Genomic DNA, 25,981 nt, shown 5'->3' with positions numbered 1-25,981 from the left:
ATCGAAAACGTAAAAAGTGGAATTGTTGCAGAAATATTAATGAATTGTTAAGAAAATCTACATATTGATGGGTTGTCGATTTGGACATTTTATTGTATTATAAGGTGTGATTTAGGTGGTGAGTGAACGTGATCAAGAATAATCAAAAATTGTTGAATACATTTCATGTTATAATAGATGCGCTGGTGATTATCTTTTCTTACGTGGCGGCTTGGTATATCCGGTTCCGAAGCGGAATCTTCGAGATGGCGCCTTGGTATCTGTCGATACAGGAATATATGCGGGTGCTGGTATTCCTTGTTCCGGAATACCTGATTTTATACTACATCTTTCAGTTATACACACCGAAACGGGTACAGGGCAGGAGGCTTGAAGCATGGCGGATTATACAGGCGAATGTAATCGGCCTTATGACGTTTATCCTTTTGCTCTATCTGGCAAGGGAGTCTGATTTCTCCAGAACGATGATGTTCGTGTTCTTCTGCGTCAATGTGTTTGTGGAAGTGGTGGGACGCAACATCCTAAGGGAGGAACTTAGAAACATCCGCAAGAAAGGCTACAATCAGAAGCATATCTTGCTGGTAGGCTACAGCCGGGCGGCAGAGCAGTATATAGACAGGATTCGGGCGAATCCGGAGTGGGGGTACATTGTCAGAGGGATTTTGGCAGACAACAAGCCCCGTGGAACAGAATACCGTGGGGTGAAGGTGCTGGGCAGGACGGAGAACCTGTCGATTGTGCTGCCGGAGAATAAACTGGACGAGATTGTCATAACTCTGGGACTTGCGGAATATCATAAGCTGGAACATATCGTAGGGATGTGCGAGAAATCCGGGGTTCACACCAAGTTTATCCCGGATTACAACAATATCATCCCCACAAAGCCTTACACCGAGGATTTAATCGGGCTTCCGGTGGTGAACATCCGGCATGTCCCGCTGAGCAATGCGCTGAACGCGCTTCTCAAGCGGGGGGTAGACCTGTTCGGAGCCGTGACAGCGATTATTTTGTTTTCACCGGTGATGGCTGTGACGGCGGCTGTGATTAAGCTGACGTCGCCGGGACCGTTGATTTTTAAGCAGGAGCGGATTGGCTTCCAGAACAAACCTTTTCTGATGTATAAGTTCCGTTCCATGGTAGTTCAGGATGAGAAGAAAGAAAGAGGGGGATGGACGACTCCGGATGATCCGAGGGTGACGAGGTTTGGCAAATTCATACGCAAGACGAGTATCGACGAGCTTCCGCAGCTTTTCAACGTATTGAAGGGAAATATGAGCCTGGTAGGGCCAAGGCCGGAGCGGCCGCAGTTCGTGGAGAAGTTCAGCGAGGAGATTCCGCGGTACAGAGTCAAGCATCAGGTACGTCCCGGGCTTACGGGATGGGCGCAGGTGAATGGATACCGGGGGGATACTTCCATTCGCAGGCGGATTGAGTATGACCTGTATTATATTGAGAACTGGACACTGGGGTTTGACTTTAAAATCATATTTTTGACATTTTTCAAGGGCTTTGTGAACAAAAACGCATATTAGCCCGTAGGGGAGAGCTTGCATGGGTAGAGATAGAAGCATAGACAGAAGAAGTGCAGACAGAAACAGGAATGGGAACCGCAATCCGAACAGGAAGAGGGAGGCAGAGCAGTGCAGGAATGCGGACCGGAATCGCAATCCGGGCAGGAAGAGGGGAACGGATAAAAAACTGGCACAGCAGGAAAGGCAGAAGAAAAAGAAGAAGAGACGCAGGAGAAGAGTCGTCCTGCTGTGTTTTGAATTGTTTATTTTAGCCATATTGTGTGTGGTCGGATATGGTATGCTGAAACTGGGCAAACTGGATATCAATATACTGAACCCGAATAACCTGGAGGTCTATAAGGATACCGGGCCTTATACGAATATTGCCTGTTTTGGTTTGGATTCCAGGAATGGGGAGCTGGAAGGAGGCGTACAGAGCGATAGTATTATGATTGTGAGCATCAACAATGAGACGAATGATGTGACGCTGACATCGGTATACCGGGATACGCTTCTTCTGCAGGCGGACGGCAATTACGAGAAGGCGAATTCTGCGTACAACAGGGGCGGTCCGGAGGCGGCAATCAGTCTGCTTAACCGTAATTTTGATTTAGACATCCGTAATTATGTCAGCGTTAATTTCAGCGCTTTGGTTGACGTGATTGACGCCCTGGGCGGGCTTGAGATTGATATGACTCAGGAAGAGGCGTTTTACTGCAACGGGTATGCGTTCGAGACAGCTCAGGTTGTCGGAAAGGAAATGACGAAGGAAGATTGTATTGACGAAGTGGCAGGCACTCAGTTGTTAGATGGGATTCATGCGGTCGGCTATGCCAGAATCCGCTATACGGAAGGAAATGATTTCAAACGTACGGAACGCCAGCGGGAGGTCTTGGAACTTACGGTGGAAAAGGCAAAGAAAGCCAACCTATTGACCCTGAATAAGATTGTAGACGAGGTGTTCCCGCAGATTTCCACCAGCCTGTCGATTACGGATATGCTGGGGTTTGCGGCGAATATCCTGAATTATAATATCGTAGGGAAAACAGGGTTCCCATACGCCGTGACGACCAGCGAGGATGTAAGGAATCATACGGGATCTTATGTAGTGCCGATTGACTTTATTGGAAATGTATCTATGCTTCACCAGAATATTTTTGCGGAAGAATGGTATGAACCGTCTAGTAAAGTGAAGCAGATCCATGATGATATCATCTATCTGACAGGGGTGACGGAAGACGCCACGGCAATGAATACCACATTTGAAGGAGATACGCAATGAGGAGACGCAACGACATTATAATGGAATATGGCACCTACATGCTGGTGTTTTTTATGAGTTATATCGCTTCTCTTGCAAGGCTCTACTATCTTTCAGGGGTTTTGCTGATGCTGGAAGCATTGTACCTGTATCTGCACTGGGTGAAAGAGACGGGAAATTTAACGGAACTGAGAGGGCTTTTTACCCTTGCATGGGTAGGCGGCCAGGGGATTGCGTGCCTCAAGCTCAGCAGGCTCCAGACGGATTGGGACTATGTGACGTGGCTGTGCTTTTTCCTGATTTATATTGGCTTTGGCATCGGGTATGAGTGGGGGCAGCGGTATGACATGGATACCGGAAAAGAACTGTGCAAGAACCGGACGCAGGCAGACAGGCTGTTCCTGTGCATTACTGGCCTTATGGCGGTATCTGTGTTGTGTTTCCTGTTCGAGGCGGTGAAGCTTGGGTTTATTCCCCTGTTCTCTGACAAGCCCCATGCTTATTCCTATTTCCATATTTCCGGGGTGCATTATTTTACAATTAGCTGTATCCTGATTCCGGCAATCACGGTTCTGTACCAAAAGGTAAGCGAGGAGGCGGGAAGGAAAGAGCAGATTGTAATCGTGCTGGCGAATATAACGGCTGCTGCGATTCCCATCCTGTGTGTTTCAAGGTTCCAGCTTCTTTTTGCCGTTGGTTTTGCCATGGTTACATATATTATGGTAAATCGGAAGATTCGGCTTAGAACTGTGGCAGGAATTGTGTTGGCGTTGATTCCGGTTTATGTGGTTTTGACGGTATTTCGCCATCACGATATTGCGTACTTAAACGGCATATTTGAGATGAAATATGAAAAGATGCCGATTTTCATCACACAGCCCTATATCTATGTGGCAAATAATTTCGAGAATTTCAACTGTATGGTAGAGCAGCTTACAAAGCATACCTTAGGAGTGAGGATGTTATTTCCCGTTTTTGCGCTGACAGGACTTAAATTTGTGTTCCCCAAGCTGACAAGCTCTGCAGTCTTCCTGACGAAGCCGGAGCTTACGACGCTTACCATGTTTTATGACGCATATTATGATTTCGGGATTATCGGTGTATTCCTGTTTGCGGCGTTGGTTGGCGCGGCGGCAAAATGGGTGATGCAGGTTGTAAAGAAGAGCGGGAATCCTGTGGTGTACCTGTTCTATGGGCAGATTGCGATTTATCTTGCATTGGCTTTTTTTACCACTTGGTTCAGTAACCCGACTACCTGGTTCTGGCTGATTCTTACAGGAATGATGTATTTGTTTGTAGGATATGATAGGAATAAGAGAGGAAATGGACAGGAAGATGAGTAAGCAGAGCCGTGTGGACGTGGTGATTCTGACATACCGGCCGGACAGCCGGTTTATGGAGGCGTTGAAGAGGCTGAAAAGACAGCGTTATCCAATCGGACATATTTTCATAATCAATACAAGGGCAGAGTTTTTCCCGGAAGAGGCAGAACATATGCCGGGAGTTTCCGTCACCCATATCCGGAAGGATGAGTTTGACCATGGAGGAACCCGGGATATGGGATTTACATTATCCGATGCAGAATTCCTTGTGTTCATGACACAGGATGCGCTTCCGGCAAACGTGGAAATGGTTGGGGAGCTTGTGAAACCCTTGCTTGAATCAGAGCGTGTGGGAGTTGCTTATGCGCGGCAGCTGCCGGCGAAGGGCTGCGATACCATTGAGCGGTATACCCGGTCGTTTAATTATCCGGCCAAGAGTAGAAAAAAAGGGATGGAAGATCTTCCGGAGCTTGGGATTAAGACCTTCTTTTGTTCAGATGTGTGCGCGGCATACCGAGCCTCGATTTATCGGGATATGGGTGGATTTACTAAGAAGACCATTTTCAATGAAGACATGGTAATGGCAGCACAGATGATAAAAGCAGGATATCAGGTTGCCTATGCGGCAGAGGCGAGGGTGGTCCATTCTCATAATTATTCGGGAAGCCAGCAGTTTCGGCGAAATTTTGATCTGGCGGTTTCACAGGCAGACCACCCGGAAGTCTTTGCAGGAATTCGCTCTGAATCGGAGGGAATCCGGATGGTGAAGGATACGGCCGGGTATCTGGTAAGAAAGGGAAAGTGGTATCTGCTCCCGGAGCTTATTTATAAAAGTGGATGCAAGTATCTGGGTTACAAGATGGGACAGAATTATCGGAAAATTCCCCTTTGGATCGTGAAAAAATGTTCTGCGAGTAAGGCATACTGGGAAAAATAGCCGGAAATGAATATTTATAATTGAAGTTTTCGGGAAAATGAGGTAATATATTGAAGAATGTTATCGTAAATAGTAATGAAAGAAAGGACATTGGAGAATGGCAAAGGGAAAAAATCATTACAGGCGTGGGCGAAGGTCAAGGAAGCGTGGTTTTGGTGCATGGTCCCTGGGAAAGAAGATCGGAGTAATCCTTGGGGGAACGGTGGCTCTGGTGGCAGCTACGGGAGCCGTAATCCTGGCGAGTAAGCTGTCCAAGATTGAGAAGGTGCCGATTGATCCGATGGAACTGAGCGTGTCGGAGGAGGCAAGGGAGAGAGGAACCGGCTATCTGAACGTTGCGTTATTTGGCGTGGATTCCCGGAAGAACGAGCTTGGAAAGGGAACCAGGAGCGACACGATCATGATTGCAAGCCTGAATCGGGAGACGTTGGAGGTAAAGATTTCTTCTGTGTTTCGGGATACCCTTTTGGAGCAGGACGATAAGACGATCGACAAAGCGAATGCGGCGTATTCTTACGGCGGCCCGGAAGAGGCGGTCGCCATGTTGAATAAGAACCTTGATATGGATATCGAACATTATGTGTCTGTAAATTTTGACGCATTGATCGACGTTGTGGATGAAGTAGGGGGAATCGAGATTGATGTTACGGAAGAAGAGATTCCTTATATCTGTGGTTATGCGATTGAGATCATGAAATCTACGGGAAGAGTTTCGGCGGGCGTGACAGAGCCGGGGCCTCAGATTTTAAATGGCCTGCAGGCAACTGCTTATGCAAGAATCCGGTATACGGCGGGAGATGATTTCAAGCGTGCGGAACGGCAGCGGATGGTGCTTGCGAAGATTGTTGAAAAATTGCAGCAGGCTTCTCCGGCACAATTGAACCGGATTATAGATAAGGTATTTCCGGAAGTTGCGACGAATTTCACGATGGCGGAGATTCTGGATTATGCGAAGGATGCTTTTGATTACCGGTTAGGCGAGACGACTGGTTTCCCATTTGATAAGACGACGGACGAATTGGTAGATGTAGGAAGTGTTGTCATTCCGGTTACATTGGAAAGCAATGTAGAGATGCTCCACAAATTTTTCTATGGAGACAGTGATTCATATTCCGTATCTTCTACCGTATCGGCGATTAGTGACAAGATTGTGTCAAAAGCGGGACACCGTGAACCGATGGTGAATGAGTCTACACAGGAAATCATGAATCAGCCGGATGATGACGACTATAACAATGACTACGATTATAACGGTGGTTCTTCGAGCGGCGGAGTCAGCTGGGGCAGCGGGACGTCTTCCGGCGGAGGCAGTGGAGGTTCTACTGGCGGAGGAACCGGAAGTACAGGTGGAGGAAACAATTGGGACTCGCCCGGAGATGACGGCGAGTCGGATACACCGGATATATCGGAGCCGTCCACGCCGGATGAACCGTCTTCTGATGACGGCTATGTTGAATGACAGTGTGTATTCCTTTTGGCTGAGGTGATAGTCAGAAACAGGTTGTACGGATAAGGCGGTAAAGGAAAGATAGATAAAGTAATAATTTAGAAAAATGAGGTAGCTTACATGAGAAGATGGAAGAAGGTACTTTCTTTATTGTTTATAGTGTGTATGCTGTGTCCATGTGTATCGATGGTTGCCCATGCGGCATCTGCGGAAGTACGTTTCTCAGACCCGTCTACGACGGTGGGGGCTGAAGTAGAGATATCGGTAAGGGTCATTTCTTCTGCCGACATTGCGTCGCTGAGTATGACGCTTTCCTATGATACGGATATGCTGAGGTTCGTCAGCGGTGACGAAGCTACAGGCGGCGGCGGTACGATTACCATGAACTGTACCGGTGAGAGTATAGAAGACGGATATACCCTGAAGTTTCAGGCATTAGCAGAAGGAACCGGGAATGTTACCATCTCTGAGTCATCCGGGACAGATATCAGCGGATCCGGACTGGATATTACGGAAGGAAGTTCCGCAGTCACAATTGGACCTGGGGATCCATCGCTGATTCAGCCTGAGGAAGAGAATGGAGACGGCGGCAGTACGGGTGCGGCCAACGGTCCCCAGGTTGAGATTGACGGAGTGCAGTATATCGTCACCAATGATTTTTCCGACGCAATCGTTCCTCAGGGATTTACCCGGGGTGAGATGACATTAGAGGGACAGGTATGCCAGGTGGTGACACAGCCGGTCAGCAATATGTCGGCATTTTATCTGACGCCATCGGCCGGCGGAGAGGCAGAGCTGTTCCTGTACGACGGCGACAAAGGCGCATTCCTTCCTTTCGAGATGGTCAGCATTTCTGCAGACCGCTATATCATACCACTTAGGGATGATGGGTCTGTGAATCTGCCAAAACAGTACAAGGAGACTGTGCTGACATTGAACGGCAAAGAATTCCCCGTATGGCAGGATGTGGACAAGGCTGATTATTATGTCCTGTATGCCCTGAACGCAGACGGGCAGCGGGAGATGTACCAGTATGATACGGTGGACAAGACATACCAGAGATACGTAGAGCATACTGCGGCTGCGAAGGAAGAGAAGACACCAAAAGGCTGGTGGAATAAATTCCTGAAGTTCGTAGCAGATTTCCTGGATATCGTATTGATTATCGGCATGATGTTGATGTTAGTACTGATTGGTTTCCTGGTGATGGTCAGCGTGAAGCTTCATAATCGGAATCTGGAATTGGACGACTTATATGACGAGTACGACATCGACCCTGACAGGGATGACGAACCTGCGTCAAAGGCGAAGAAACCTGCGCCGGGAAAAGCAATCAAGGCAGCGTCGAAAAAGCCCGCAGGGGAGCCGGCTGTCAGAGTCCCTGTGAAGACCATGAGCTTGAAGGAAGAAGATCTCTTTGATGATTTTGACGATGATGACGATTTTGATTCAGATGGATTCGGCGATGACGACGGATATGGTTACGACGATGATGAATACGACGACGATGAATACGACGACGATGATGCCTATGACGATGATGCCGGCTACGGCGGCAGTTCAAACGACATGATCGACGATTTGGACGAGCTTCTGAACATGCAGTCCTCCAAAAAACGAGGGCAGAAGAAAAAGGGCGATACGTTCCAGGTAGATTTTATTGATTTAGATTAACATTTCATTGCATTAATTCAAAACCATACAGTACTATGCGAGGAGGCAGGTAATGACGGTCGGGAGTTAATGCAATGATTTTTATTACAGATGCAAAGGAGCTTTCTCATATGTGTGGAATTGTAGGTTATATCGGAAACAGGCAGGCGGCGCCAATCCTATTAGACGGATTGGCAAAACTGGAGTACAGAGGATATGATTCTGCCGGAATCGCAGTATACAACGACGGCGGAATCGACATGATCAAATCCAAAGGCCGGCTCAAGGTATTAAGCGAGCTGACCCATGACGGCGCCACATTGCCGGGGACGCTGGGAATCGGCCATACGCGCTGGGCGACCCACGGCTCGCCGTCAGACGTGAACGCGCATCCCCACTTCAATGCCGATAAGAGCATCGTAGTCGTACATAACGGTATCATCGAGAACTATTTAAAGCTCAAGAAGAAACTGGAAAAGCGGGGATATGAGTTCCTGTCCGAGACGGATACGGAGATTATCGCCCACCTTCTGGACTACTACTATCAGGGCAACCCTTTACAGGCAATCACTAAAATCATGCACCGGATGGAAGGCTCCTATGCCCTGGGAATTATTTTCAAAGACCACCCAGAGGAGCTTTATGCCGTGCGCAAAGACAGCCCGTTAATCGTCGGACATACGGACGGCGGAAGCATCATTGCCTCCGATGTCCCGGCGGTGCTGCGCTATACCAGAGACGTCTATTTTATCGAAAATGAAGAAATCGTCCGCATGACAAAAGATTCCATGGAGTTCTACAATGTAGACGAAGAACCCATTGCCAAAGAACCGGTGCGTATCGAATGGGACGTGAATGCAGCCGAAAAGGGCGGTTACGAGCATTTTATGCTGAAAGAGATGTACGAACAGCCGAAAGCCGTTATGGACACATTTTCCCCAAGAATCAAGGGCAACGGAATCGAAATCGAAGAACTGGGCATGACGGACGACGACATCCGTGAAATCCAAAAAATCATGATCGTTGCGTGCGGTTCTGCATCCCATGTAGGGCATACCAGCAAATACATTCTTGAGGGGCTTGCAAGAATTCCGGTGGAAGTAGATATGGCGTCAGAATTCCGCTATCGGAACCCTATCTTAGATGAGCATACATTGGTAATCGTAATCAGCCAGTCCGGAGAGACGGCAGACACCCTGGCCGCCCTGCGCGAAGCGAAGAAGATGGGCGCAAGGGTGCTGGGAATCGTCAATGTAGTAGGAAGCTCCATCGCAAGGGAAGCCGATAATGTTATGTACACCTGGGCAGGCCCGGAAATCGCAGTGGCCACCACCAAAGCATACTCGGCGCAGCTGACAGCCATGTATCTTCTGGCAATGAAGTTCGCACAAGTAAGAGGACAGCTTTCAGACAGCGGTTTAGAAAAAATGTTAGGAGAAATGAAAGCCCTCCCGGCACAAATCGAGATGATTCTGAACAACCGGGAAAAAATCCAGAAATTTGCCACCCGCTATCTGGCGGCACGGGACATTTTCTTCATCGGAAGGGGAATCGACCATGCAATATCAATGGAGGGCTCCTTGAAACTAAAAGAAATCTCCTACATCCACTCCGAGGCATACGCCGCCGGCGAACTTAAACACGGCACCATCTCCCTTGTAGAGGAGGGAACTCTGGTAACGGCAGTCCTGACCCAGAAAGACCTCTACAAAAAGATGATCAGCAACATGGAAGAAGTCCGCACCCGGGGCGCATTCGTAATGGCAGTCACGACAGAAGGCAACACCGAAGCCGAAAAAGCCGCCGACTACGTGACCTACATACCGGAAACCAACAAATACTTTACCAACTCCCTTGCCATCATCCCCCTCCAGCTCTTCGCCTACTACATCGCCGTAGGCCGCGGCTGCGACGTAGACAAACCAAGAAACCTAGCAAAATCCGTCACGGTAGAGTAATCACATATTCCGGCTGTACGGAAGAAATTTACCGATACACAGGCAGAGAGGGCGCGTTGCCCTGTCTCGCACCCGGGACTCCCCGCCCTCTCTGCCGTCCGCCCGGAAAAACCATCCGCCCAGCCCAATCACCCAACTAACTCCTCCAACCCATGAAACGTATACCCCATTTCCTCCCATTTCCCCAGTAATTCGTCCAGAATCTCCGCATTGGTACTGGAGGTACTATGTAACAGCACAATCGCCCCGGGGTGGATACGCCCCAGCAATTTATCGAACGCTTCGTCGTGGGAAGGCTGGTTATCCTGATACCAGTCAACATAAGCAAGGCTCCAGAAGAACGTATGATACCCCATATCTTTCGCCATCTGGAGATTCTCCGTACTGTATTTTCCCTGGGGCGGGCGGTAGTATTTTACCATCTCTTCCCCCGTAATCTCTTTGTACAGGTCTTCTACATCTTTCAGTTCCTTTTCAAATGCTTCCTTTGTGGATATCTGTGACATATCCGGATGATGAAAAGTATGGTTGCCCACCGTATGTCCGTCCTTGTGCATGCGTTTCACCAGTTCCGGGCTTGTGGAAATAAAATTCCCGACCACAAAGAAGGTCGCGCTTGCCTTATGCTTTTTCAGGGCGTCCAGAAGTGCTTCCGTATTTCCGTTCTCATATCCGCAGTCGAAAGTCAGGTAAATCCGTTTCTCGTCCGTGTCTTCCGCATAATAAGCGTCATACTTTCTAAGTTCTTCAAACGTGGCGTTTGCGACAGGAGGCTTCCCCTCTTCCTGAAAACTTAGCCCCCAGTTTTCCGCGGCCGGAACGATTGCAGATGAAACCGCATCGGAGGCGGACGGCGCCGAAGTCTTTGGCGGGAACCGGGCGGCAGCCAGGCATCCAGCGAAATAGGATAAGACAAAGAACAGGGTGATTCCCAGTGGTTTGAGATATGACATAGATACTCCATTTGAGTTCGTTATAGTATGTATATGCATTCCCTTGCAATGTATGAGAAAAGAGTGTAAAATTACATGAGACTGAAAAAGCAAAAGCGAGGTAAGGTGTCAATGATAACAAAGGAAAAGATGAAGTGGATGACGGCTGGCTTTCTGGCAGCCCATATATTTTTATTTTGTGTGATATTCCGCGCGCCAAAGAAGCGGTGGGAGCAGGACAGTTATGACTGTGCCATTGTCTGCGGGTGCAGGGTGAAGGCGGACGGCGTCCCGTCCGACACGCTGAAAGCAAGGGTCGAGAAAGGCGTGGAACTCTGGAAGGAGAAGAAGGTGAAGTATCTCATCATGTCAGGGGCGGCGGTCCACAGCGATTACGTGGAGGCAGAGGCGATGAAGCGGTATGCCATGGAGCTTGGCGTACCCGGCGAGTATATTTTAGAAGAGAAGCAGGCAGTCAGCACCTACCATAACCTGCTGTATTCCTGCCGGATGATGCAGAACTGTAATTTTCAGGATTGCGTCGTGGTGACGAGCGGATGGCATCTGCGTAAAGCGGACCATTATACCAGGTCAAAAGGGGTGCGTTATGTGATGGCGGCGGCCAAGAATCCTAAGAAGCAGAAGTTTTTGGAAATATTATGGCTCCATGTGCGTACAAATGTGCAGATGTATCTGAATATGTGGAGAGGTTATTATTGACAGTATTTTTGGACAGGCAGGCCGCGAGGATGGCAATGAGAGAAAAAGAACGAAGACAGATATGCCCGGAGATTCATTACCGTAAAGCCAAAGACGGCGTCGTGATTACGGGATGTTATGGGACGGAAGGGAAAGTGATTCTTCCGGATGAGATTGACGGAATGGAAGTGAAGGGGATCGGAGACTATGCGTTTGCTAAAGACCGCAGGGAAGAAGGGGAAGCGTTGGTGTACACAGATACGCGGCATGGTGTATGTCATAGCCCATTTACGGGAAGTATAAAGGGCAGGATTGGCGGCGGCATGGTAGAGGAGGTTCATCTTCCGGCCCGGGTGACGGAGATTGGCAGGTATGCTTTTTACCGATGTAAGAACCTAAAGAAGCTGACGCTGACGGACAGCCTGCTTGAGATTGGCGGCGGTGCGTTTACCGGATGTCGCCTGTCGGAGGTGGAGATTCATTTTCAGGAAGGGGAGCAAAGCTGCCTGAAATCCATTCTGGATGAGATTCGCTTTGAGGTTCGGGTGAAACTTCGCTATTCTTCAAGCGGAAGCGCGGTAAAGGAGCAGGAGGCGCGTCTTCTCTTCCCGGAGCATTATGAGGAAGCCGTAGAGAATACCCCCGCAAGGATATTGTTTACCCAGCATCATGGTGCGGGCGGTTATTACCGGCAGTGCTTTTATGATCGGAAACTGGATTTCAAGAAATATGACGAACTGTTCTTTCATACGGTGGCCCAGGAGAAACCAGAGATTGCGGCGGAGCTGGCGCTTGACCGCCTGCGCTGTCCGTTCCGGCTGGCAGAAGGAGCGCAGGAGGCATATGGAACTTATGTGAGGGAGCATTTGGAAGATGCGGCGGATTTTCTGATTGGGCATGAGGATGTGGAAGGGATTCGGTTTCTTTCGTCCAAAGGATACTGGACGGAGGCGGCTTTGGACTATGCAGTGGATGCGGCGTCAAAGAGGAAGGAAACGGAGATCCTGAGCGTCCTTATGGATGAGAAACACAGGAGGTATCCGGCGAGAAAGAAGAAGTTTGAGCTGTGAGGTATGAGAATATTGGGAAGTGAAAGACGAGTTATGGAGAAGGGCATGGATACAGGCGAAAAACTGGAAATGATCGGCAGGAAGATTCTTACCGTCTCCCGCAATGAGCTGTATCTGAAAATGCGTTTTCTGGATGTGGCGCTTTCAAGCCTGGCATTTGTGATGGACGTTGGTGCAGACGGACTTGGGACAGACGGATTATTCCTATACTACCATCCCCAATATCTGGGCGGGCTTTACCGGGAAGACCGGATCAGGGTGAACCGGCTCTATCTGCATCTGGTACTTCATGGGATTTTCCATCACATCACCAGAAGGAAGGGGCGCAAGGAACGTCTCTATAGCCTTGCCTGTGATATTGCCGCGGAATCCATCATAGACGGCATGCAGTACCGGTGCGTCCTTGCGGGCCGTTCTTTGCTCCGGCGGGAAACCTATGGAAGGCTTCACAAGGAACTCAAGGTCTTATCAGCGGATAAGGTCTATCGAGTCCTTTACGGCCTGGGGCTTTCCGAGGAAGAAACCTTCAGGCTTGAGGCAGAATTCCGGATAGACGACCACAGTTACTGGCCAAAGGAAGAGGAAAAGAAGAAGCAGGAAGAGATTGAGAACCGATGGCAGGATGTGAGTGAGCAGATGGAGACAGAGATGGAAACATTTTCAGAGGAAATGTCATCGGGAGCGGGGGATTTCATCGGGCAGCTTAGGGTGGAGAACCGGGAACGTTTCGATTACCGCCAGTTCCTCAGGAAATTTTCGGTTCTGCGGGAAGAGACGGCGGTGGATGAGGATTCTTTCGACTATGTATTCTATACCTATGGGCTGTCCCTGTACGGCAATCTGCCCCTTGTGGAACCGCTGGAGTGGAAGGAGACACAGAAGGTGGAAGAGTTTGCGGTGGTGATTGATACGTCCATGTCCTGTTCCGGCGAACTGGTGAAAAAATTTCTGGAAGAAACTTATGATGTACTCAGTGAGAACAACAGCTTTTTTTGCAAGGTGAATATCCATGTCATCCAGTGTGACGACAGGGTGCAGACAGACCGGAAGATTACCAGTGGGGAAGAACTCAGGGAGTATATGGAGAATCTGGAACTGCGGGGAGAGGGAGGGACGGATTTCAGGCCCGCGTTCGTATATGTCGAGGAGCTGATGCGCCGGCATGTGTTCGGGCAGTTGAAAGGGTTGATCTATTTTACGGACGGAAAAGGAATTTATCCGGGGAAGATGCCGCCCTTTGAGACGGCGTTCGTGTTTTTGGAGGAAGATTATGAAGATATGGATGTTCCGCCTTGGGCGATAAAGCTGGTGCTTTCTGAGGATGAACTGAATAGAGGAGGTTGCCATGGATATTAAGCGGGCAAAACAGGAAATCAAGGATTCGATAGAGGCTTATCTGCTGAAAGACGGGGACGGCGGCTACAAGATACCGTCCATCCGCCAAAGACCCATTCTGTTGATGGGTCCTCCGGGGATTGGAAAGACTCAGATTATGGAGCAGATTGCGAAGGAATGTAAGATTGGGCTGGTGGCTTACACGATTACCCATCACACCAGACAGAGTGCGGTGGGATTGCCGTTTATCCGTGAGAAAATGTATGGCGGCAGAGAATATTCTGCCACGGAGTATACGATGAGTGAAATCATCGCATCCATATATGAGAAGATGGAGACGACAGGAATCAAAGAGGGGATTCTGTTCATCGATGAGATCAACTGTGTCTCCGAGACGCTTGCGCCTACGATGCTTGAGTTCCTTCAATGTAAGACCTTTGGCAATCAGGCAGTCCCTCAGGGGTGGATTATCGTTGCGGCCGGCAATCCGCCGGAGTATAACAAATCTGTGCGGGATTTTGATATCGTGACCCTTGACAGGATTCGGAAGATTGACGTGGAAGAGAATTATGAGGCATGGAAGGAATACGCCTATCGAGCGGAGATACACCCGGCAATCATGGCGTATCTGGAAATCCGGCGGGATTATTTCTATCGGATTGAGACCACGGTGGACGGCAAGGCGTTCGCGACGGCGCGGGGATGGGAGGATTTATCAGAATTCCTGAAGGCCTGTGAGATTTTGGGAAAACGGGCGGACAGGGATGTGGTGCATCAATATATCCAGCATTGGAAGATTGCGAAGGATTTTGCAAATTATCTGGAGTTATACGAGAAATATAAGCGGGATTACGGTCTTTTGCGGATTGTGGAAGGCAATTATGGACGGGAGACGGTGGAGCAGATTCGGTATGCGCCTTTCGACGAGCGGCTTAGTGTGGTGAGTATGCTCATTGGAAAACTTGGCGGAATGTTCCGGGACAGATTTGAGGAAGACCGGTATATCACCTTGCTTTATGAATATCTGCTTCGTTACAAAGAGTGCTTGGAGCTTAACACGGTAATTCAGGAAGCGTCAGAGAAATATGGGAAACTACGGAAAGCAGAGCATCTGACCAGGATGGAGGATGGAATCTGGCAAAAAGCGCTTGGCGCTCTTGAGCGGTATGGGCAGGAGGCGAAGAAGGAACATCTGTCGGGGAAAGATGCATTTGACCGTATCAAAGAAATGTTCGGGCAGGAGGCGAAAGCGCGGGAGGAGAAAATAGAGGAGACATTGGATGCGCTTGAGCATGCTTTTGACTTCATGGAGGAAGCTTTCGGAGACAGCCAGGAGATGGTCGCATTTGTGACGGAGCTGAATACGAATGTTTATAGCGTGCAGTTCTTGAAGGACAATGAATGTGAGAGGTATTACCGTTATAATAAAAAGCTGTTGTTCGGGGAACAGCAGGAGGAGATTTTAAAAGAGCTTGACGAGGTGGAACAGGAGTTGAATACTGCAATCAAATGAAAGGTCTTGCAGAAGGAGGAAGAGAAGATGTTGTTGGTACATTACCCAAAGTGCAGTACATGCCAGAAGGCAAAGAAGTGGCTTAATGAGAAGGGCGTGGAGTTTGAAGAGAGGAATATTAAGGATGAGAATCCCACGAAAGAAGAAGTGAAGGCGTGGCATGAGAAGAGCGGGATGCCTTTGAAGAAATTTTTCAATACCAGCGGAATGATTTACCGGGAAATGCAGTTGAAGGACAAGCTGCCGGATATGACGGAGGAAGAGCAGTATGAACTGCTCTCGACGGACGGTATGCTGGTGAAACGGCCGATTCTGGTGACGGATACGGCTGTGGTGACGGGATTCCGTGAGAAGGAGTGGGAGAAACTGATATGAGAAGGGATGACCGGATGATGGAGAAGTTTGGCAAGATTGATCTCCATCTCCATCTGGACGGTTCGCTGTCGGCGGAGACGGTTTTGAAGCTGGCGCAAAAAGGACATGTGGAGCTTCCGGCGGATACCCCGGAAGGGCTTCGCCCCTATCTCACGGCAAAATACGACTGCGGGAGCCTGAATGAATATCTGAAATGTTTTGACATCCCACTGGCTGTCTTACAGACGACAGAGAACCTGGGGATTGCGGCTTATGACCTTGGATTGGGGCTTGCAAAGAGAGGGCTTCGCTATGGGGAAATCCGGTTCGCACCCCAGCTCCACAGGCAGAAAGGGCTTACTCAGGAGGAGGCAGTGCAGGCGGTTCTTGCGGGGCTTGAAAGGGCTGCACATGAGGCAAAGAAGGCTGTATGCAAAGCAGGGCAGGGAATTTGCCTGCGGGCGATTTTATGCTGTATGCGGGGAGACGGGCTTCGTGCAGAGAATCTGGAAACCGTGCGGGTTGCGTCCCGTTATCTGGGAAAAGGCGTAGTGGCAGTGGATTTGGCGGGAGCCGAAGCCTTGTACCCCACCGATGATTATGAGGAGGAATTTCGGTATGCCAGAAGCCTTGGTATCCCCTTTACCATCCATGCGGGAGAGGCGGACGGAGCAAAAAGTATCTGGAAGGCGTTAGAATTCGGCGCCGCGCGGATCGGGCATGGGGTACGTGCAATCGAGGATGAAAAACTGATGGAGGAGCTTAAAAGGCAAGGATGCGCATTGGAGATGTGCCCGTCCAGTAATTTACAGACAAAGGCGGTCGGGAGCCTTTCGGAATATCCACTCCGGAAGTATCTTGAGCATGGGATAAAGGTGACGGTGAACAGCGATAACATGACGGTATCGGATACCTGGGTCGGGAAAGAATTCGCATTACTTTCACAAGAATACGGACTTACAAAAGAGGAGGCAGGAAAGCTGCTTGAGAATGCCGAATGGGCGGCGTTTGGGATATCGTAAGGTAGTACGTAGATTTTGCAGGAATTGTTCCTTACAAAGGAACAGGCAAGGAGGGAAATGTCATGACGATTCAGGAAATGAAACGCAGGAAACAGGAATGGGGCTATACATATTTTCAGATTGCAGAATTATCCGGAGTCCCCATAGAGACGGTAAAGAAGATATTTGAGGGAAATGCGGAAAATATAGATTATAGGACATGGAGCGATCTGGAAAATGCATTCCGGGAGAAGATGGTGGTCAAGGAAGCGTCGGCTGCATACGAGGTGAAGCGAAAGCCGGGTTCTTATACGATTGAGGATTACTGGGATTTGCCGGACGATCTGCGGGTGGAATTGATTGACGGATATTTCTACGACATGGCGGCTCCTACGACCTTCCATCAGTTGATGGCTGCGGAAGTCCATCGGCAGATTGCGAACCATATCTTAGACCGTGACGTGGCGTGTACGCCTTTCATCTCCCCTGTGGACGTCCAGTTGGACAGCGACGAGAAGACCATGATTCAGCCGGATGTGGTGATTGTCTGCGACCCGGAAAAGATTGTCAGGCGCAATATTATAGGCGCGCCGGATTTTGTGCTGGAAGTGGTGTCGCCGGGAACCAAGCGGCGGGATTATATTGTCAAGCTTGCGAAATATGAACAGGCAAAGGTTCGGGAATACTGGATTGTAGACCCCTATACAAAGAAGGTGCTGGTGTATTTCCTGGAAGGGGAAGGCGAAGTCACCATTTATCCAATCGACGCCCAGATTCCGGTCAATATTTTTGGCGGGGAATTAGTGCTGGATTTCAAGAGGATTGCCCAGTGGGCAGATAAGGAATGGGATTCGTGTGCCCACATATAAGTAGATTTTACAAAAGAAAGGGGTTCATTTGCCATGGGGATTATAGAGCTGTTTTTGATTGCTGTGGGGCTTTCGATGGATGCATTTGCCGTATCAATCTGTAAAGGGCTTTCCATGAAGAAATGTACGTGGAGGAAGGCGTCGCTTGTGGGGGCGTATTTTGGGATATTTCAGGCAGGTATGCCCCTTGTGGGATATGTCTTAGGCGTCCAGTTCCGGGATGTGATTACGTCAATTGACCACTGGATTGCATTTGTCCTGCTTGGATTTATAGGAGGAAATATGGTCCGGGAGGCGCTTAGGCCAGAGGCGTGCTGCCAGGAGGCGGATGAGGCGCTGGATATACGGACGATGCTGGGGCTTGCGGTGGCGACCAGCATCGATGCCCTTGCGGTAGGAGTGACATTTGCATTTCTCAAGGTAGATATTGTGCCGGCGGTCTGTTTTATTGGCGTGATAACGTTTACATTATCGGTGGCAGGTGTTAAAATAGGCAATATATTTGGGACGAAGTATCAGGCGAAGGCGGAGCTTTTGGGAGGAATCATCCTGATTTTAATGGGAGCAAAGATTTTGATTGAGCATCTATTGTCTTGAATTTCGCGGGGGATAGAGGATTGTATTCGGATGTAAGAGAGGAGAAAAATATGAAGTGGAATCAGTTCCGGCTGACGACGACGACGCAGGCTGAGGACATCGTAAGCAGTATGTTGATGGACTTAGGGATTGAGGGCGTCCAGATTGAGGACAAGGTGCCTCTGACAAAGGAGGATAAGGAGCAGATGTTTGTGGACATCCTGCCGGATTTGCCGGAGGATGACGGCAAGGCATACCTGACCTTTTATCTTGGGGAAGAGGAGGATAAGGGAAGTATCTTGATGAATGTACGAAAGGAACTGGAAGAGATGCGCTCTTATCTGGATGTGGGCGAATGTACCATCGAAGAATCCCAGACAGAGGATGTGGACTGGGTGAATAACTGGAAACAGTATTTCCACCAGTTTTACATTGACGATATCCTTGTCATTCCGTCTTGGGAGAAGGTGGAGGAAAAGGACGAGGACAGGCTGATCATCCACATCGACCCGGGGACGGCGTTCGGGACGGGCACTCACGAGACGACCCAGTTATGTATCCGCCAGTTGAAAAAGTATGTGGAAAAGGGTGCGCGTATTCTGGATGTTGGGTGCGGAAGCGGAATTTTGGGGATGCTTGCGCTAAAGTTCGGCGCAGAGTACTCGGTGGGGACAGATTTGGATCCCTGCGCCATTGAAGCGACCCATGAGAATATGGAAGCCAACGGCATTTCCAAAGAGCAGTATGAGGTCATGATCGGGAATATCATTGACGATGTGTCTGTGCAGGATGCGGTGGGATATGAGAGGTATGATATTGTGGCGGCGAACATCCTTGCGGATGTGCTGGTTCCTCTTACGCCTGTGATTGTACGTCAGATGAAACCGGGAGGAATCTATATCACCAGCGGGATTATCGACGATAAGGAAACTGTGGTGGTGGATGCTGTGAAAGCGTCCGGCCTTGAGGTCCTGGAGGTGAATCATCAGGGCGAGTGGGTATCTGTGACGGCGAGGAAGAATTGATGCAGCATTTTTTTGTGACGCCTTCTCAGGTGAAGGACGGGAAAATTTTTGTGGAAGGTTCCGATGTGAACCATATGAAGAACGTACTCAGGATGCGTCCGGGCGAGGAACTGATGGTGAGCGACGGCAATAATTTAAAGTATCTGTGCGCGGTAGAGGAATATGGGGAGGGCGGCGCTGTTCTTCGGATTTTGGAAGAAATGCAGACAGATACGGAGTTGTCTTCTAAGCTCTATCTGTTCCAGGGGCTTCCAAAGCAGGATAAGATGGAGCTGATTGTACAAAAAGCCGTGGAATTGGGGGCGTATCAGGTAATCCCGGTAAGCACCAGGCGTTCGGTGGTGAAGCTGGATGAGAAGAAGGCTTTAAAAAAGGTGGAGCGGTGGCAGCAGATCGCCCTAAGCGCCGCAAAGCAGGCGGGCAGAGGGTATATTCCCCAGGTGGCGGATGTGATGTCTTACCCGGAGGCTCTGTCCTATGCTAAGAAGCTGGATGTGGTATTGATTCCCTATGAGCTTGCGGAAGGCATGAAGGAGACGAAAGAAATCATAGAATCCATTGTGCCGGGGCAGTCGGTGGGAATTTTTATCGGGCCGGAGGGCGGCTTCGAGAAGGAGGAAGTGGAGCTTGCCCTGGAGTGGGGAGCAAAGGCGGTCACTCTGGGAAGACGGATTTTAAGGACGGAGACGGCGGGGCTTGCCATGCTGTCTGTTTTGATGTTCCGGTTGGAAGAATCGATTTGATTGTGACCTATCACATGGAAAGAACATATTCTGTTAATAAGAAAATAGAAAAATCAGGAAGTGAAATGAATGGGAGAAATATATTTAGACAACTCCGCGACTACCCGGGCATATGACTGCGTAGGGGAACTGGTAAAGAAGGTAATGTGCGAAGACTACGGCAACCCATCTTCCATGCATGCCAAAGGCGTTGCGGCAGAGCAATATATAAAAGAAGCAAAAGAGACATTTGCCAAGCTTCTCAAGGTGCAGCCTAAGGAAATCGTGTTTACGTCCGGCGGGACGGAGAGCGATAATCTTGCGCTTAGGGGCGTTGCCATGGCGAACCAGCGTGCCGGGAAACATCTGATTACCACTGCCATTGAACACCCGGCAATCATCAATACCATGCGCCATTTAGAGGAGGAAGGGTTCCGAGTGACCTATCTTCCGGTGGACCGCTACGGAAGGGTGAAGTTAGATGCGCTGAAGGAGGCATTGTGTAAAGATACTATCCTTGTATCCATTATGTATGTGAATAACGAGGTAGGCTCTGTCCAGCCGATTCAGGAGGCAGCGGGTATCGTAAAGGCATATAACCAGAACATCCTGTTCCATGTGGATGCGGTACAGGGCTTCGGGAAATATCGGATTTACCCGAAAAAACTGAAGGTAGATCTGTGTTCGATCAGTGGGCATAAGATTCATGGGCCTAAGGGTACGGGAATCTTATATATTGGGGAAAATGTGAAGATTAAGCCTATCGTATTCGGCGGAGAACAGCAGAAGAATATCCGTTCCGGTACGGAAAATGTTCCGGGCATTGCGGGTATTTCCTTAGCGGCGAAGATGATTTATCAGGATTTGGATGTGAAGGTGGCGCGGATGCGCAGGCTGAAACAGCGGTTCATCAAGGGTGTCAGCCAGATTGAAGATACCGTCATACACGGGCTTTATGATGAGACCAGCGCACCCCACATTATCAGCGTAGGTTTTGCGGGAATCCGAAGCGAAGTGCTTCTGCATGCCTTGGAGGAAAAAGGCATCTATGTATCCTCCGGGTCGGCATGCTCGTCGAATCATCCTCAGGTCAGCGGCGTCCTGAAAGGCATCGGGGCAAGGCAGGAATTCTTAGACGCTACCTTGCGGTTCAGTATGTCAGAATTTACAACGCCACAGGAGATTGACTATACGTTAGATACCCTCTACAATATAGTGCCGAACCTTCGGAAATATACCAGGCGTTAAGAAAAATATGTGAATAGAAGAGAGAAGAGAGAAGATGAGATATCATACTTTTTTAATTAAATACGGAGAGATAGGAATCAAAGGCAAGAACCGTTATCTGTTTGAGGATGCGCTCGTCAGACAGGTGCGGTTCGCACTGAAAGACGTAGAAGGGCAGTTTGAAGTCCATAAGTCCCAGGCAAGGATTTATGTGGACTGTGACGGGGATTATGATTATGACGATACGGTGGAACATTTGAAGCGGGTGTTCGGTATCGTGGGAATCTGCCCGGTAGTCCGTATGGAGGATGGGGGATTTGAGCAGTTGAAGAAGGACGTGGTCGCCTATATGGACGAGGCGTATCCGGATAAGAACCTGACCTTCAAGGTGGAGGCAAGGCGTGCGAGGAAATCCTACCCCCTTACTTCCATGGAGATTAACTGCGCGCTGGGTGAGGCGATTCTTGACGCATTTCCTGAGACGAAGGTGGACGTGCATCATCCGGATGTGATGCTGAACGTAGAGGTGCGCAATGAGATCTACGTCTATTCCAGGATTATCCCGGGGGCAGGCGGGATGCCGGTGGGAACCAACGGTAAGGCCATGCTGCTTTTGTCAGGCGGGATTGACAGCCCTGTAGCCGGGTATATGATTTCCAAGCGGGGAGTGGGAATTGAGGCCACTTATTTTCATGCGCCGCCCTATACCAGTGAACGGGCGAAGCAGAAGGTGGTGGACCTGGCGAGAATTGTGTCGCGGTATGCCGGGCCGGTTAAGTTACATGTGGTGAATTTTACGGACATTCAGTTGTATATTTATGACCAGTGTCCTCACGATGAGCTGACGATTATTATGAGAAGGTATATGATGCGTATTGCGGAACATTTCGCGAAAAAGGATGGGTGCCTTGGTCTGATTACGGGCGAGAGCATCGGGCAGGTGGCGAGCCAGACCATGCAGAGCCTTGCCGCCACCAACGACGTCTGCACGATGCCGGTGTACCGGCCTGTGATTGGGTTTGACAAGCAGGAGATCGTGAATATTTCTGAGAAGATTGGGACTTATGAGACGTCTATCCAGCCCTTTGAGGACTGCTGTACGATTTTTGTGGCGAAGCATCCGGTGACGAAGCCAAACGTGGAGGTGATTCGCAGGTCGGAAGAGCATCTGAGCGAGAAGATCGATGAGTTGATGAAGACGGCGCTTGAGACGGTGGAGATTATTGAGGTGAAATAGGAGTACCGGATATTCCTGTTAGGGATGAACAGTGGTGATAATAAAAAGGGCAAGGCTCATATATAAGCCTGCCCTTATGTTCAAAATAACCGTCTGGAATATTCTTACTCACAGATATAAGCCTTGAGCGCATCGAGAATCGTATCAATCTCAGCCGTATCTGCATGGATGTTCAAGTCAATCGGCTTGGAAAGGTCTAAGCTGAAAATCCCCATAATAGACTTCGCGTCGATGACGTACCTTCCGGATACCAAATCGAAATCGTGGTCAAATTTTGTGATATCATTTACAAAAGACTTTACCTTATCAATAGAATTCAAAGAAATCTGAACTGTTTTCATTGGACTATACCTCCCTTATTTTTTCGTGTTCTATACCTATCTTAAAAGTAAGTGGTAGAAAAGTCAAGGAACAATTTGCCAAAGATGTAAAGTATTCCATCTGAAATATTCTGGCAACCTGCATAGAAGGGAGGGCATCCCGCAATACCTGCCACATGGGGGCAGACGGAAAGGAATGGTAGTATAATATGAAAAAAGCAGCATTACATAATCTTGGATGCAAGGTGAACGCATATGAGACAGAAGCAATGCAGGAGTTATTAGTCCGGAACGGATATGAGATTGTGCCGTTCCAGGAGAAAGCGGACATTTACATTATTAACACATGCACTGTCACCAATATGGCAGACCGTAAGTCAAGACAAATGCTGCACAGGGCGAGAAAGCAGAACCCGGAGGCTTTAGTGGTGGCATGCGGCTGTTACGTCCAGGCAAAGGAGGGCGAGCAGGAGGAATGTGTGGATGTTGTGATTGGGAACAACCGCAAGAAGGATTTGATTGAGATATTGGAAGGATTTGAGTCCGGCAAAAAAAGGCTTGAAAAAGAAATATTGGACATCAACCATACCAATGAATACGAGGAACTGCACCTTGAGCAGACGGCAGAACATACCCGCGCATACGTAAAGGTGCAGGACGGCTGCAACCAGTTCTGTACCTACTGTATCATTCCTTATGTCCGGGGAAGGGTCAGAAGCCGCGCCCGGGACAGTGTGCTTGGGGAAATCCAAAAGCTTGCGGATAACGGCTACAAAGAGGCAGTCCTGACCGGAATCCATCTAAGCTCCTATGGCATCGATACGAATGACAGCCTGCTTGGCCTGATTCTTGCAGTCCATGAGATTCCGGGCATCCAAAGAATCCGGCTGGGTTCTCTTGAACCGAGAATCATCACGCAGGAATTTGTGGAAACGCTTGCAGAACTCCCAAAGATATGTCCCCATTTCCACCTATCCCTGCAAAGCGGGTGCGACGATACATTAAAGCGGATGAACCGACGCTACACGTCTGAGGAATACTATGAGAAATGTATGCTCCTGCGGAAATATTTCACCCGTCCAGCATTGACCACAGATGTAATCGTAGGCTTCCCAGGAGAGACGCAAGAAGAGTTTGCACAGTCCAAGGCATTTATCGACAAGGTCAATTTCTACGAGACTCATGTATTCAAATATTCAAAGCGGGAAGGGACGAAGGCGGCAGCCATGAAAGACCAGATACCGGAGGAAATTAAGGCCTGCCGCAGCAATGAGCTTCTTTCGCTTAGCAGAAGGAAACAGGAGGCTTACGAGGATGCGCTTCTTGGGACGGTGCAGGAAGTCTTGATGGAAGAAGAGATTCTGGTAGAAGGAGAGCGTTACCTGACGGGACACACCCGGGAATATGTGAAGGTTGGACAGAAATTAGGCGAAAATCGGATAAATGAGTTGGTAAATGTAGAAATTGAGAGTCGTTTACAAATAATTCATTGAATTTTTCCCGTCAATAGGTTAGAATAACAGTGAAGTATTTTTGGAGGACGTGAGTATATGAGAGATTTAAGCAGCACACAGTTTTTTCAGGTAGAAAGCGGTCCACAGATTCAAGCAAAAGATATACTTGAGATTGTGTACAGGGCATTGAGCGAAAAAGGATATAATCCGGTGAACCAGATTGTAGGGTATATTATGTCAGGAGATCCGACATATATCACAAGCTACGACGGGGCGCGCAGCCTGATTATGAAGATGGAGCGGGACGAACTGGTAGAAGAGATGCTTAAAACGTATATTGAGCACAACAGATGGGTATAATCTATGAGAATCATGGGACTGGACTACGGCTCTAAGACAGTAGGCGTAGCGATCAGTGACGCTCTGGGCATTACGGCTCAGGGGATAGAGACAATTTGCCGTAAGGAAGAGAACAAGCTGCGCAAGACCTGTGCGCGTATCGAGGCGTTGATTGAAGAGTATGAGGTTGAGCGGATTGTGCTTGGGCTTCCGAAGCATATGAACAATGATATTGGGGAACGGGCGGAACAATCCATAGCGTTTGGGAAGATGCTCACCCGGCGGACAGGGCTTGAGGTCGTGATGTGGGACGAGCGCCTGACTACGGTTGAAGCGGAACGGACTTTGATTGAGAATCGTGTGAGACGGGAAGATCGCAAGAAGTATATTGACAAGGTTGCGGCTGTTATTATATTGCAGGGATATCTGGATGCCGTTGCGGCCGGTCAGGAAAAGTATTCTTGAGGAGTTATTTATGGAGAAGATAAGATTCAGGTCGGAAGAGATTCCGGAGGAAGTGGACTTTTTTGTGCTGGAACAGACGAAGGTGAACGGCGTGACCTATATCCTGGTTACAGATTCGGAAGACGGGGATGCGGAGTGCCTGATACTCAAGGATACGTCAAAGGAGGCGTCGTCGGACAGTATCTACGAGATTGTCGAAGACGACGTGGAGCTTACGGCAATATCGAAGGTCTTCGAGGAGCTGCTTGAAGACGTCGAGATCGAAAGGTAATATACTATGTCCATCAGTAAAGAGAATTTTAAGAAAATGCTGAAAGAAAAGGGTCTTAAAGTAACCAACCAGCGGTTGCTTGTGTTAGAGGTACTTGCAGATCATCGTGATAAGCACATGACTGCGGAAGACATTTATGAACTGGTAAAGGAAGACTATCCGGAGATCGGACTGGCTACTATTTACCGGACTGTGCAGTTGTTACGGGAAATGCAGTTGGTGGATCGGATCAATCTTGATGATGGGTGCCTGCGCTATGAGATCAGCGATATGTTTGACGGGGAGACAAAGCATCATCATCATCATCTGATATGTAAGACATGTGGAAAAGTGGTTCCGTTTGAAGAGGACCTCTTAGACGAATTAGAGCGTCTTGTTGAGCAGGAGACGGGATTCCATGTGTCAGACCACGAATTAAAGTTCTACGGACAATGCCAAGAGTGCCTGAAAATGGCAGGACAATAGAACGGAGACGCACGTGGA

The 25,981-nt window shown here is 49.0% G+C and carries 27 protein-coding genes; 24 read left to right on the top strand and 3 right to left on the bottom strand.

What is annotated here, in order from left to right:
* Positions 1–128 precede the first annotated feature (128 nt).
* From AC6I3O_RS16430 to glmS, 7 genes are all read left to right on the top strand, one after another.
* Positions 129–1,532: an undecaprenyl-phosphate glucose phosphotransferase gene (locus tag AC6I3O_RS16430; RefSeq protein ID WP_497851830.1), complete on the top strand. Its 1,404-nt coding sequence runs from the start codon at positions 129–131 to the stop codon at positions 1,530–1,532.
* Positions 1,533–1,551: 19 nt separating this feature from the next.
* Positions 1,552–2,793 (top strand): LCP family protein, encoded by a 1,242-nt coding sequence (locus AC6I3O_RS16425; protein WP_497851829.1) that lies wholly within the window; start codon positions 1,552–1,554, stop codon positions 2,791–2,793.
* Positions 2,790–4,115, top strand: coding sequence for an O-antigen polymerase (locus tag AC6I3O_RS16420; RefSeq protein ID WP_497851828.1), 1,326 nt, complete (start codon positions 2,790–2,792; stop codon positions 4,113–4,115). The genes AC6I3O_RS16425 and AC6I3O_RS16420 overlap by 4 nt, the downstream gene beginning before the upstream one ends.
* Positions 4,096–5,031, top strand: a complete 936-nt coding sequence (locus tag AC6I3O_RS16415; protein WP_497851827.1) for a glycosyltransferase family 2 protein — start codon at positions 4,096–4,098, stop codon at positions 5,029–5,031. Before AC6I3O_RS16420 ends, AC6I3O_RS16415 begins: the two co-directional genes overlap by 20 nt.
* A 97-nt stretch (positions 5,032–5,128) precedes the next feature.
* On the top strand, positions 5,129–6,490 hold the full coding sequence (locus AC6I3O_RS16410) for an LCP family protein (protein ID WP_497851826.1): 1,362 nt from the start codon (positions 5,129–5,131) through the stop codon (positions 6,488–6,490).
* A gap of 108 nt (positions 6,491–6,598) precedes the next feature.
* Entirely contained in the window at positions 6,599–8,152 is a 1,554-nt protein-coding gene (locus AC6I3O_RS16405) for a cohesin domain-containing protein (RefSeq protein ID WP_497851825.1), read from the top strand.
* A 110-nt stretch (positions 8,153–8,262) separates the two neighbouring features.
* The gene (gene glmS, locus AC6I3O_RS16400; protein ID WP_497853496.1) at positions 8,263–10,089 is read left to right on the top strand and encodes a glutamine--fructose-6-phosphate transaminase (isomerizing); all 1,827 of its coding nucleotides are present in this window, start codon (positions 8,263–8,265) and stop codon (positions 10,087–10,089) included.
* Here the strand turns inward: glmS and AC6I3O_RS16395 are convergent, their stop codons facing one another.
* Positions 10,090–10,221: a hypothetical protein gene (locus AC6I3O_RS16395; protein ID WP_497851824.1), complete on the bottom strand. Its 132-nt coding sequence runs from the start codon at positions 10,219–10,221 to the stop codon at positions 10,090–10,092.
* On the bottom strand, positions 10,218–11,042 hold the full coding sequence (locus AC6I3O_RS16390; protein ID WP_497851823.1) for a delta-lactam-biosynthetic de-N-acetylase: 825 nt from the start codon (positions 11,040–11,042) through the stop codon (positions 10,218–10,220). Before AC6I3O_RS16390 ends, AC6I3O_RS16395 begins: the two co-directional genes overlap by 4 nt.
* A 111-nt stretch (positions 11,043–11,153) precedes the next feature.
* Between AC6I3O_RS16390 and AC6I3O_RS16385 the strand changes: the two genes are divergently transcribed.
* The 12 genes from AC6I3O_RS16385 (at position 11,154) to thiI (ending at position 22,649) form a co-directional block, all read left to right on the top strand.
* Positions 11,154–11,741, top strand: a complete 588-nt coding sequence (locus AC6I3O_RS16385; protein ID WP_497851822.1) for a YdcF family protein — start codon at positions 11,154–11,156, stop codon at positions 11,739–11,741.
* Between the two features lie 29 nt (positions 11,742–11,770).
* Positions 11,771–12,790 (top strand): leucine-rich repeat domain-containing protein, encoded by a 1,020-nt coding sequence (locus tag AC6I3O_RS16380; RefSeq protein WP_497851821.1) that lies wholly within the window; start codon positions 11,771–11,773, stop codon positions 12,788–12,790.
* Positions 12,791–12,835: 45 nt separating this feature from the next.
* Positions 12,836–14,146 (top strand): vWA domain-containing protein, encoded by a 1,311-nt coding sequence (locus AC6I3O_RS16375; RefSeq protein WP_497851820.1) that lies wholly within the window; start codon positions 12,836–12,838, stop codon positions 14,144–14,146.
* Positions 14,136–15,638: an ATP-binding protein gene (locus AC6I3O_RS16370; protein WP_497851819.1), complete on the top strand. Its 1,503-nt coding sequence runs from the start codon at positions 14,136–14,138 to the stop codon at positions 15,636–15,638. The genes AC6I3O_RS16375 and AC6I3O_RS16370 overlap by 11 nt, the downstream gene beginning before the upstream one ends.
* 27 nt (positions 15,639–15,665) lie before the next feature.
* Complete coding sequence (locus AC6I3O_RS16365; protein WP_497851818.1) at positions 15,666–16,013, top strand: arsenate reductase family protein; 348 nt, start codon at positions 15,666–15,668, stop codon at positions 16,011–16,013.
* Positions 16,010–17,014: an adenosine deaminase gene (gene add, locus AC6I3O_RS16360; RefSeq protein WP_497851817.1), complete on the top strand. Its 1,005-nt coding sequence runs from the start codon at positions 16,010–16,012 to the stop codon at positions 17,012–17,014. The genes AC6I3O_RS16365 and add overlap by 4 nt, the downstream gene beginning before the upstream one ends.
* 62 nt (positions 17,015–17,076) lie before the next feature.
* Positions 17,077–17,862, top strand: a complete 786-nt coding sequence (locus tag AC6I3O_RS16355; RefSeq protein WP_497851816.1) for a Uma2 family endonuclease — start codon at positions 17,077–17,079, stop codon at positions 17,860–17,862.
* 33 nt (positions 17,863–17,895) lie between these two features.
* Positions 17,896–18,459, top strand: a complete 564-nt coding sequence (locus AC6I3O_RS16350) for a manganese efflux pump MntP (protein ID WP_497851815.1) — start codon at positions 17,896–17,898, stop codon at positions 18,457–18,459.
* Positions 18,460–18,509: 50 nt separating this feature from the next.
* A complete protein-coding gene (prmA, locus tag AC6I3O_RS16345) occupies positions 18,510–19,463 on the top strand; it encodes a 50S ribosomal protein L11 methyltransferase (protein ID WP_497851814.1) in 954 nt (317 codons plus the stop codon).
* Entirely contained in the window at positions 19,463–20,206 is a 744-nt protein-coding gene (locus AC6I3O_RS16340) for a 16S rRNA (uracil(1498)-N(3))-methyltransferase (protein ID WP_497851813.1), read from the top strand. Before prmA ends, AC6I3O_RS16340 begins: the two co-directional genes overlap by 1 nt.
* Positions 20,207–20,275: 69 nt before the next feature.
* A complete protein-coding gene (locus AC6I3O_RS16335) occupies positions 20,276–21,433 on the top strand; it encodes a cysteine desulfurase family protein (RefSeq protein WP_497851812.1) in 1,158 nt (385 codons plus the stop codon).
* A gap of 34 nt (positions 21,434–21,467) precedes the next feature.
* Positions 21,468–22,649 carry a tRNA uracil 4-sulfurtransferase ThiI gene (gene thiI / locus AC6I3O_RS16330; protein ID WP_497851811.1) on the top strand — a complete coding sequence of 394 codons (1,182 nt, stop codon included), beginning with the start codon at positions 21,468–21,470 and terminating at the stop codon, positions 22,647–22,649.
* Positions 22,650–22,753: 104 nt separating this feature from the next.
* On the opposite strand, the gene AC6I3O_RS16325 is transcribed toward thiI, so the two are convergent.
* Positions 22,754–22,990, bottom strand: coding sequence for an HPr family phosphocarrier protein (locus AC6I3O_RS16325; protein WP_159750528.1), 237 nt, complete (start codon positions 22,988–22,990; stop codon positions 22,754–22,756).
* A gap of 188 nt (positions 22,991–23,178) precedes the next feature.
* Here AC6I3O_RS16325 and mtaB point away from each other — a divergent pair, with 188 nt between their 5' ends.
* From mtaB to AC6I3O_RS16300, 5 genes are read left to right on the top strand one after another with little or no spacing between them, the layout of a single operon-like run.
* A complete protein-coding gene (mtaB, locus tag AC6I3O_RS16320; protein ID WP_497851810.1) occupies positions 23,179–24,462 on the top strand; it encodes a tRNA (N(6)-L-threonylcarbamoyladenosine(37)-C(2))-methylthiotransferase MtaB in 1,284 nt (427 codons plus the stop codon).
* 57 nt (positions 24,463–24,519) lie between these two features.
* Positions 24,520–24,783: an IreB family regulatory phosphoprotein gene (locus tag AC6I3O_RS16315; RefSeq protein ID WP_159750529.1), complete on the top strand. Its 264-nt coding sequence runs from the start codon at positions 24,520–24,522 to the stop codon at positions 24,781–24,783.
* 3 nt (positions 24,784–24,786) lie between these two features.
* Positions 24,787–25,227: a Holliday junction resolvase RuvX gene (gene ruvX / locus AC6I3O_RS16310; protein WP_497851809.1), complete on the top strand. Its 441-nt coding sequence runs from the start codon at positions 24,787–24,789 to the stop codon at positions 25,225–25,227.
* Positions 25,228–25,237: 10 nt separating this feature from the next.
* A complete protein-coding gene (locus AC6I3O_RS16305; protein ID WP_497851808.1) occupies positions 25,238–25,498 on the top strand; it encodes a DUF1292 domain-containing protein in 261 nt (86 codons plus the stop codon).
* 6 nt (positions 25,499–25,504) lie between these two features.
* Positions 25,505–25,963 carry a Fur family transcriptional regulator gene (locus tag AC6I3O_RS16300; RefSeq protein WP_497851807.1) on the top strand — a complete coding sequence of 153 codons (459 nt, stop codon included), beginning with the start codon at positions 25,505–25,507 and terminating at the stop codon, positions 25,961–25,963.
* The last annotated feature ends 18 nt before the right edge of the window (positions 25,964–25,981 follow it).

This window comes from Sporofaciens sp. St.21A7, assembly GCF_059728535.1.
This window is presented reverse-complemented; position numbering and strand designations above follow the sequence as displayed.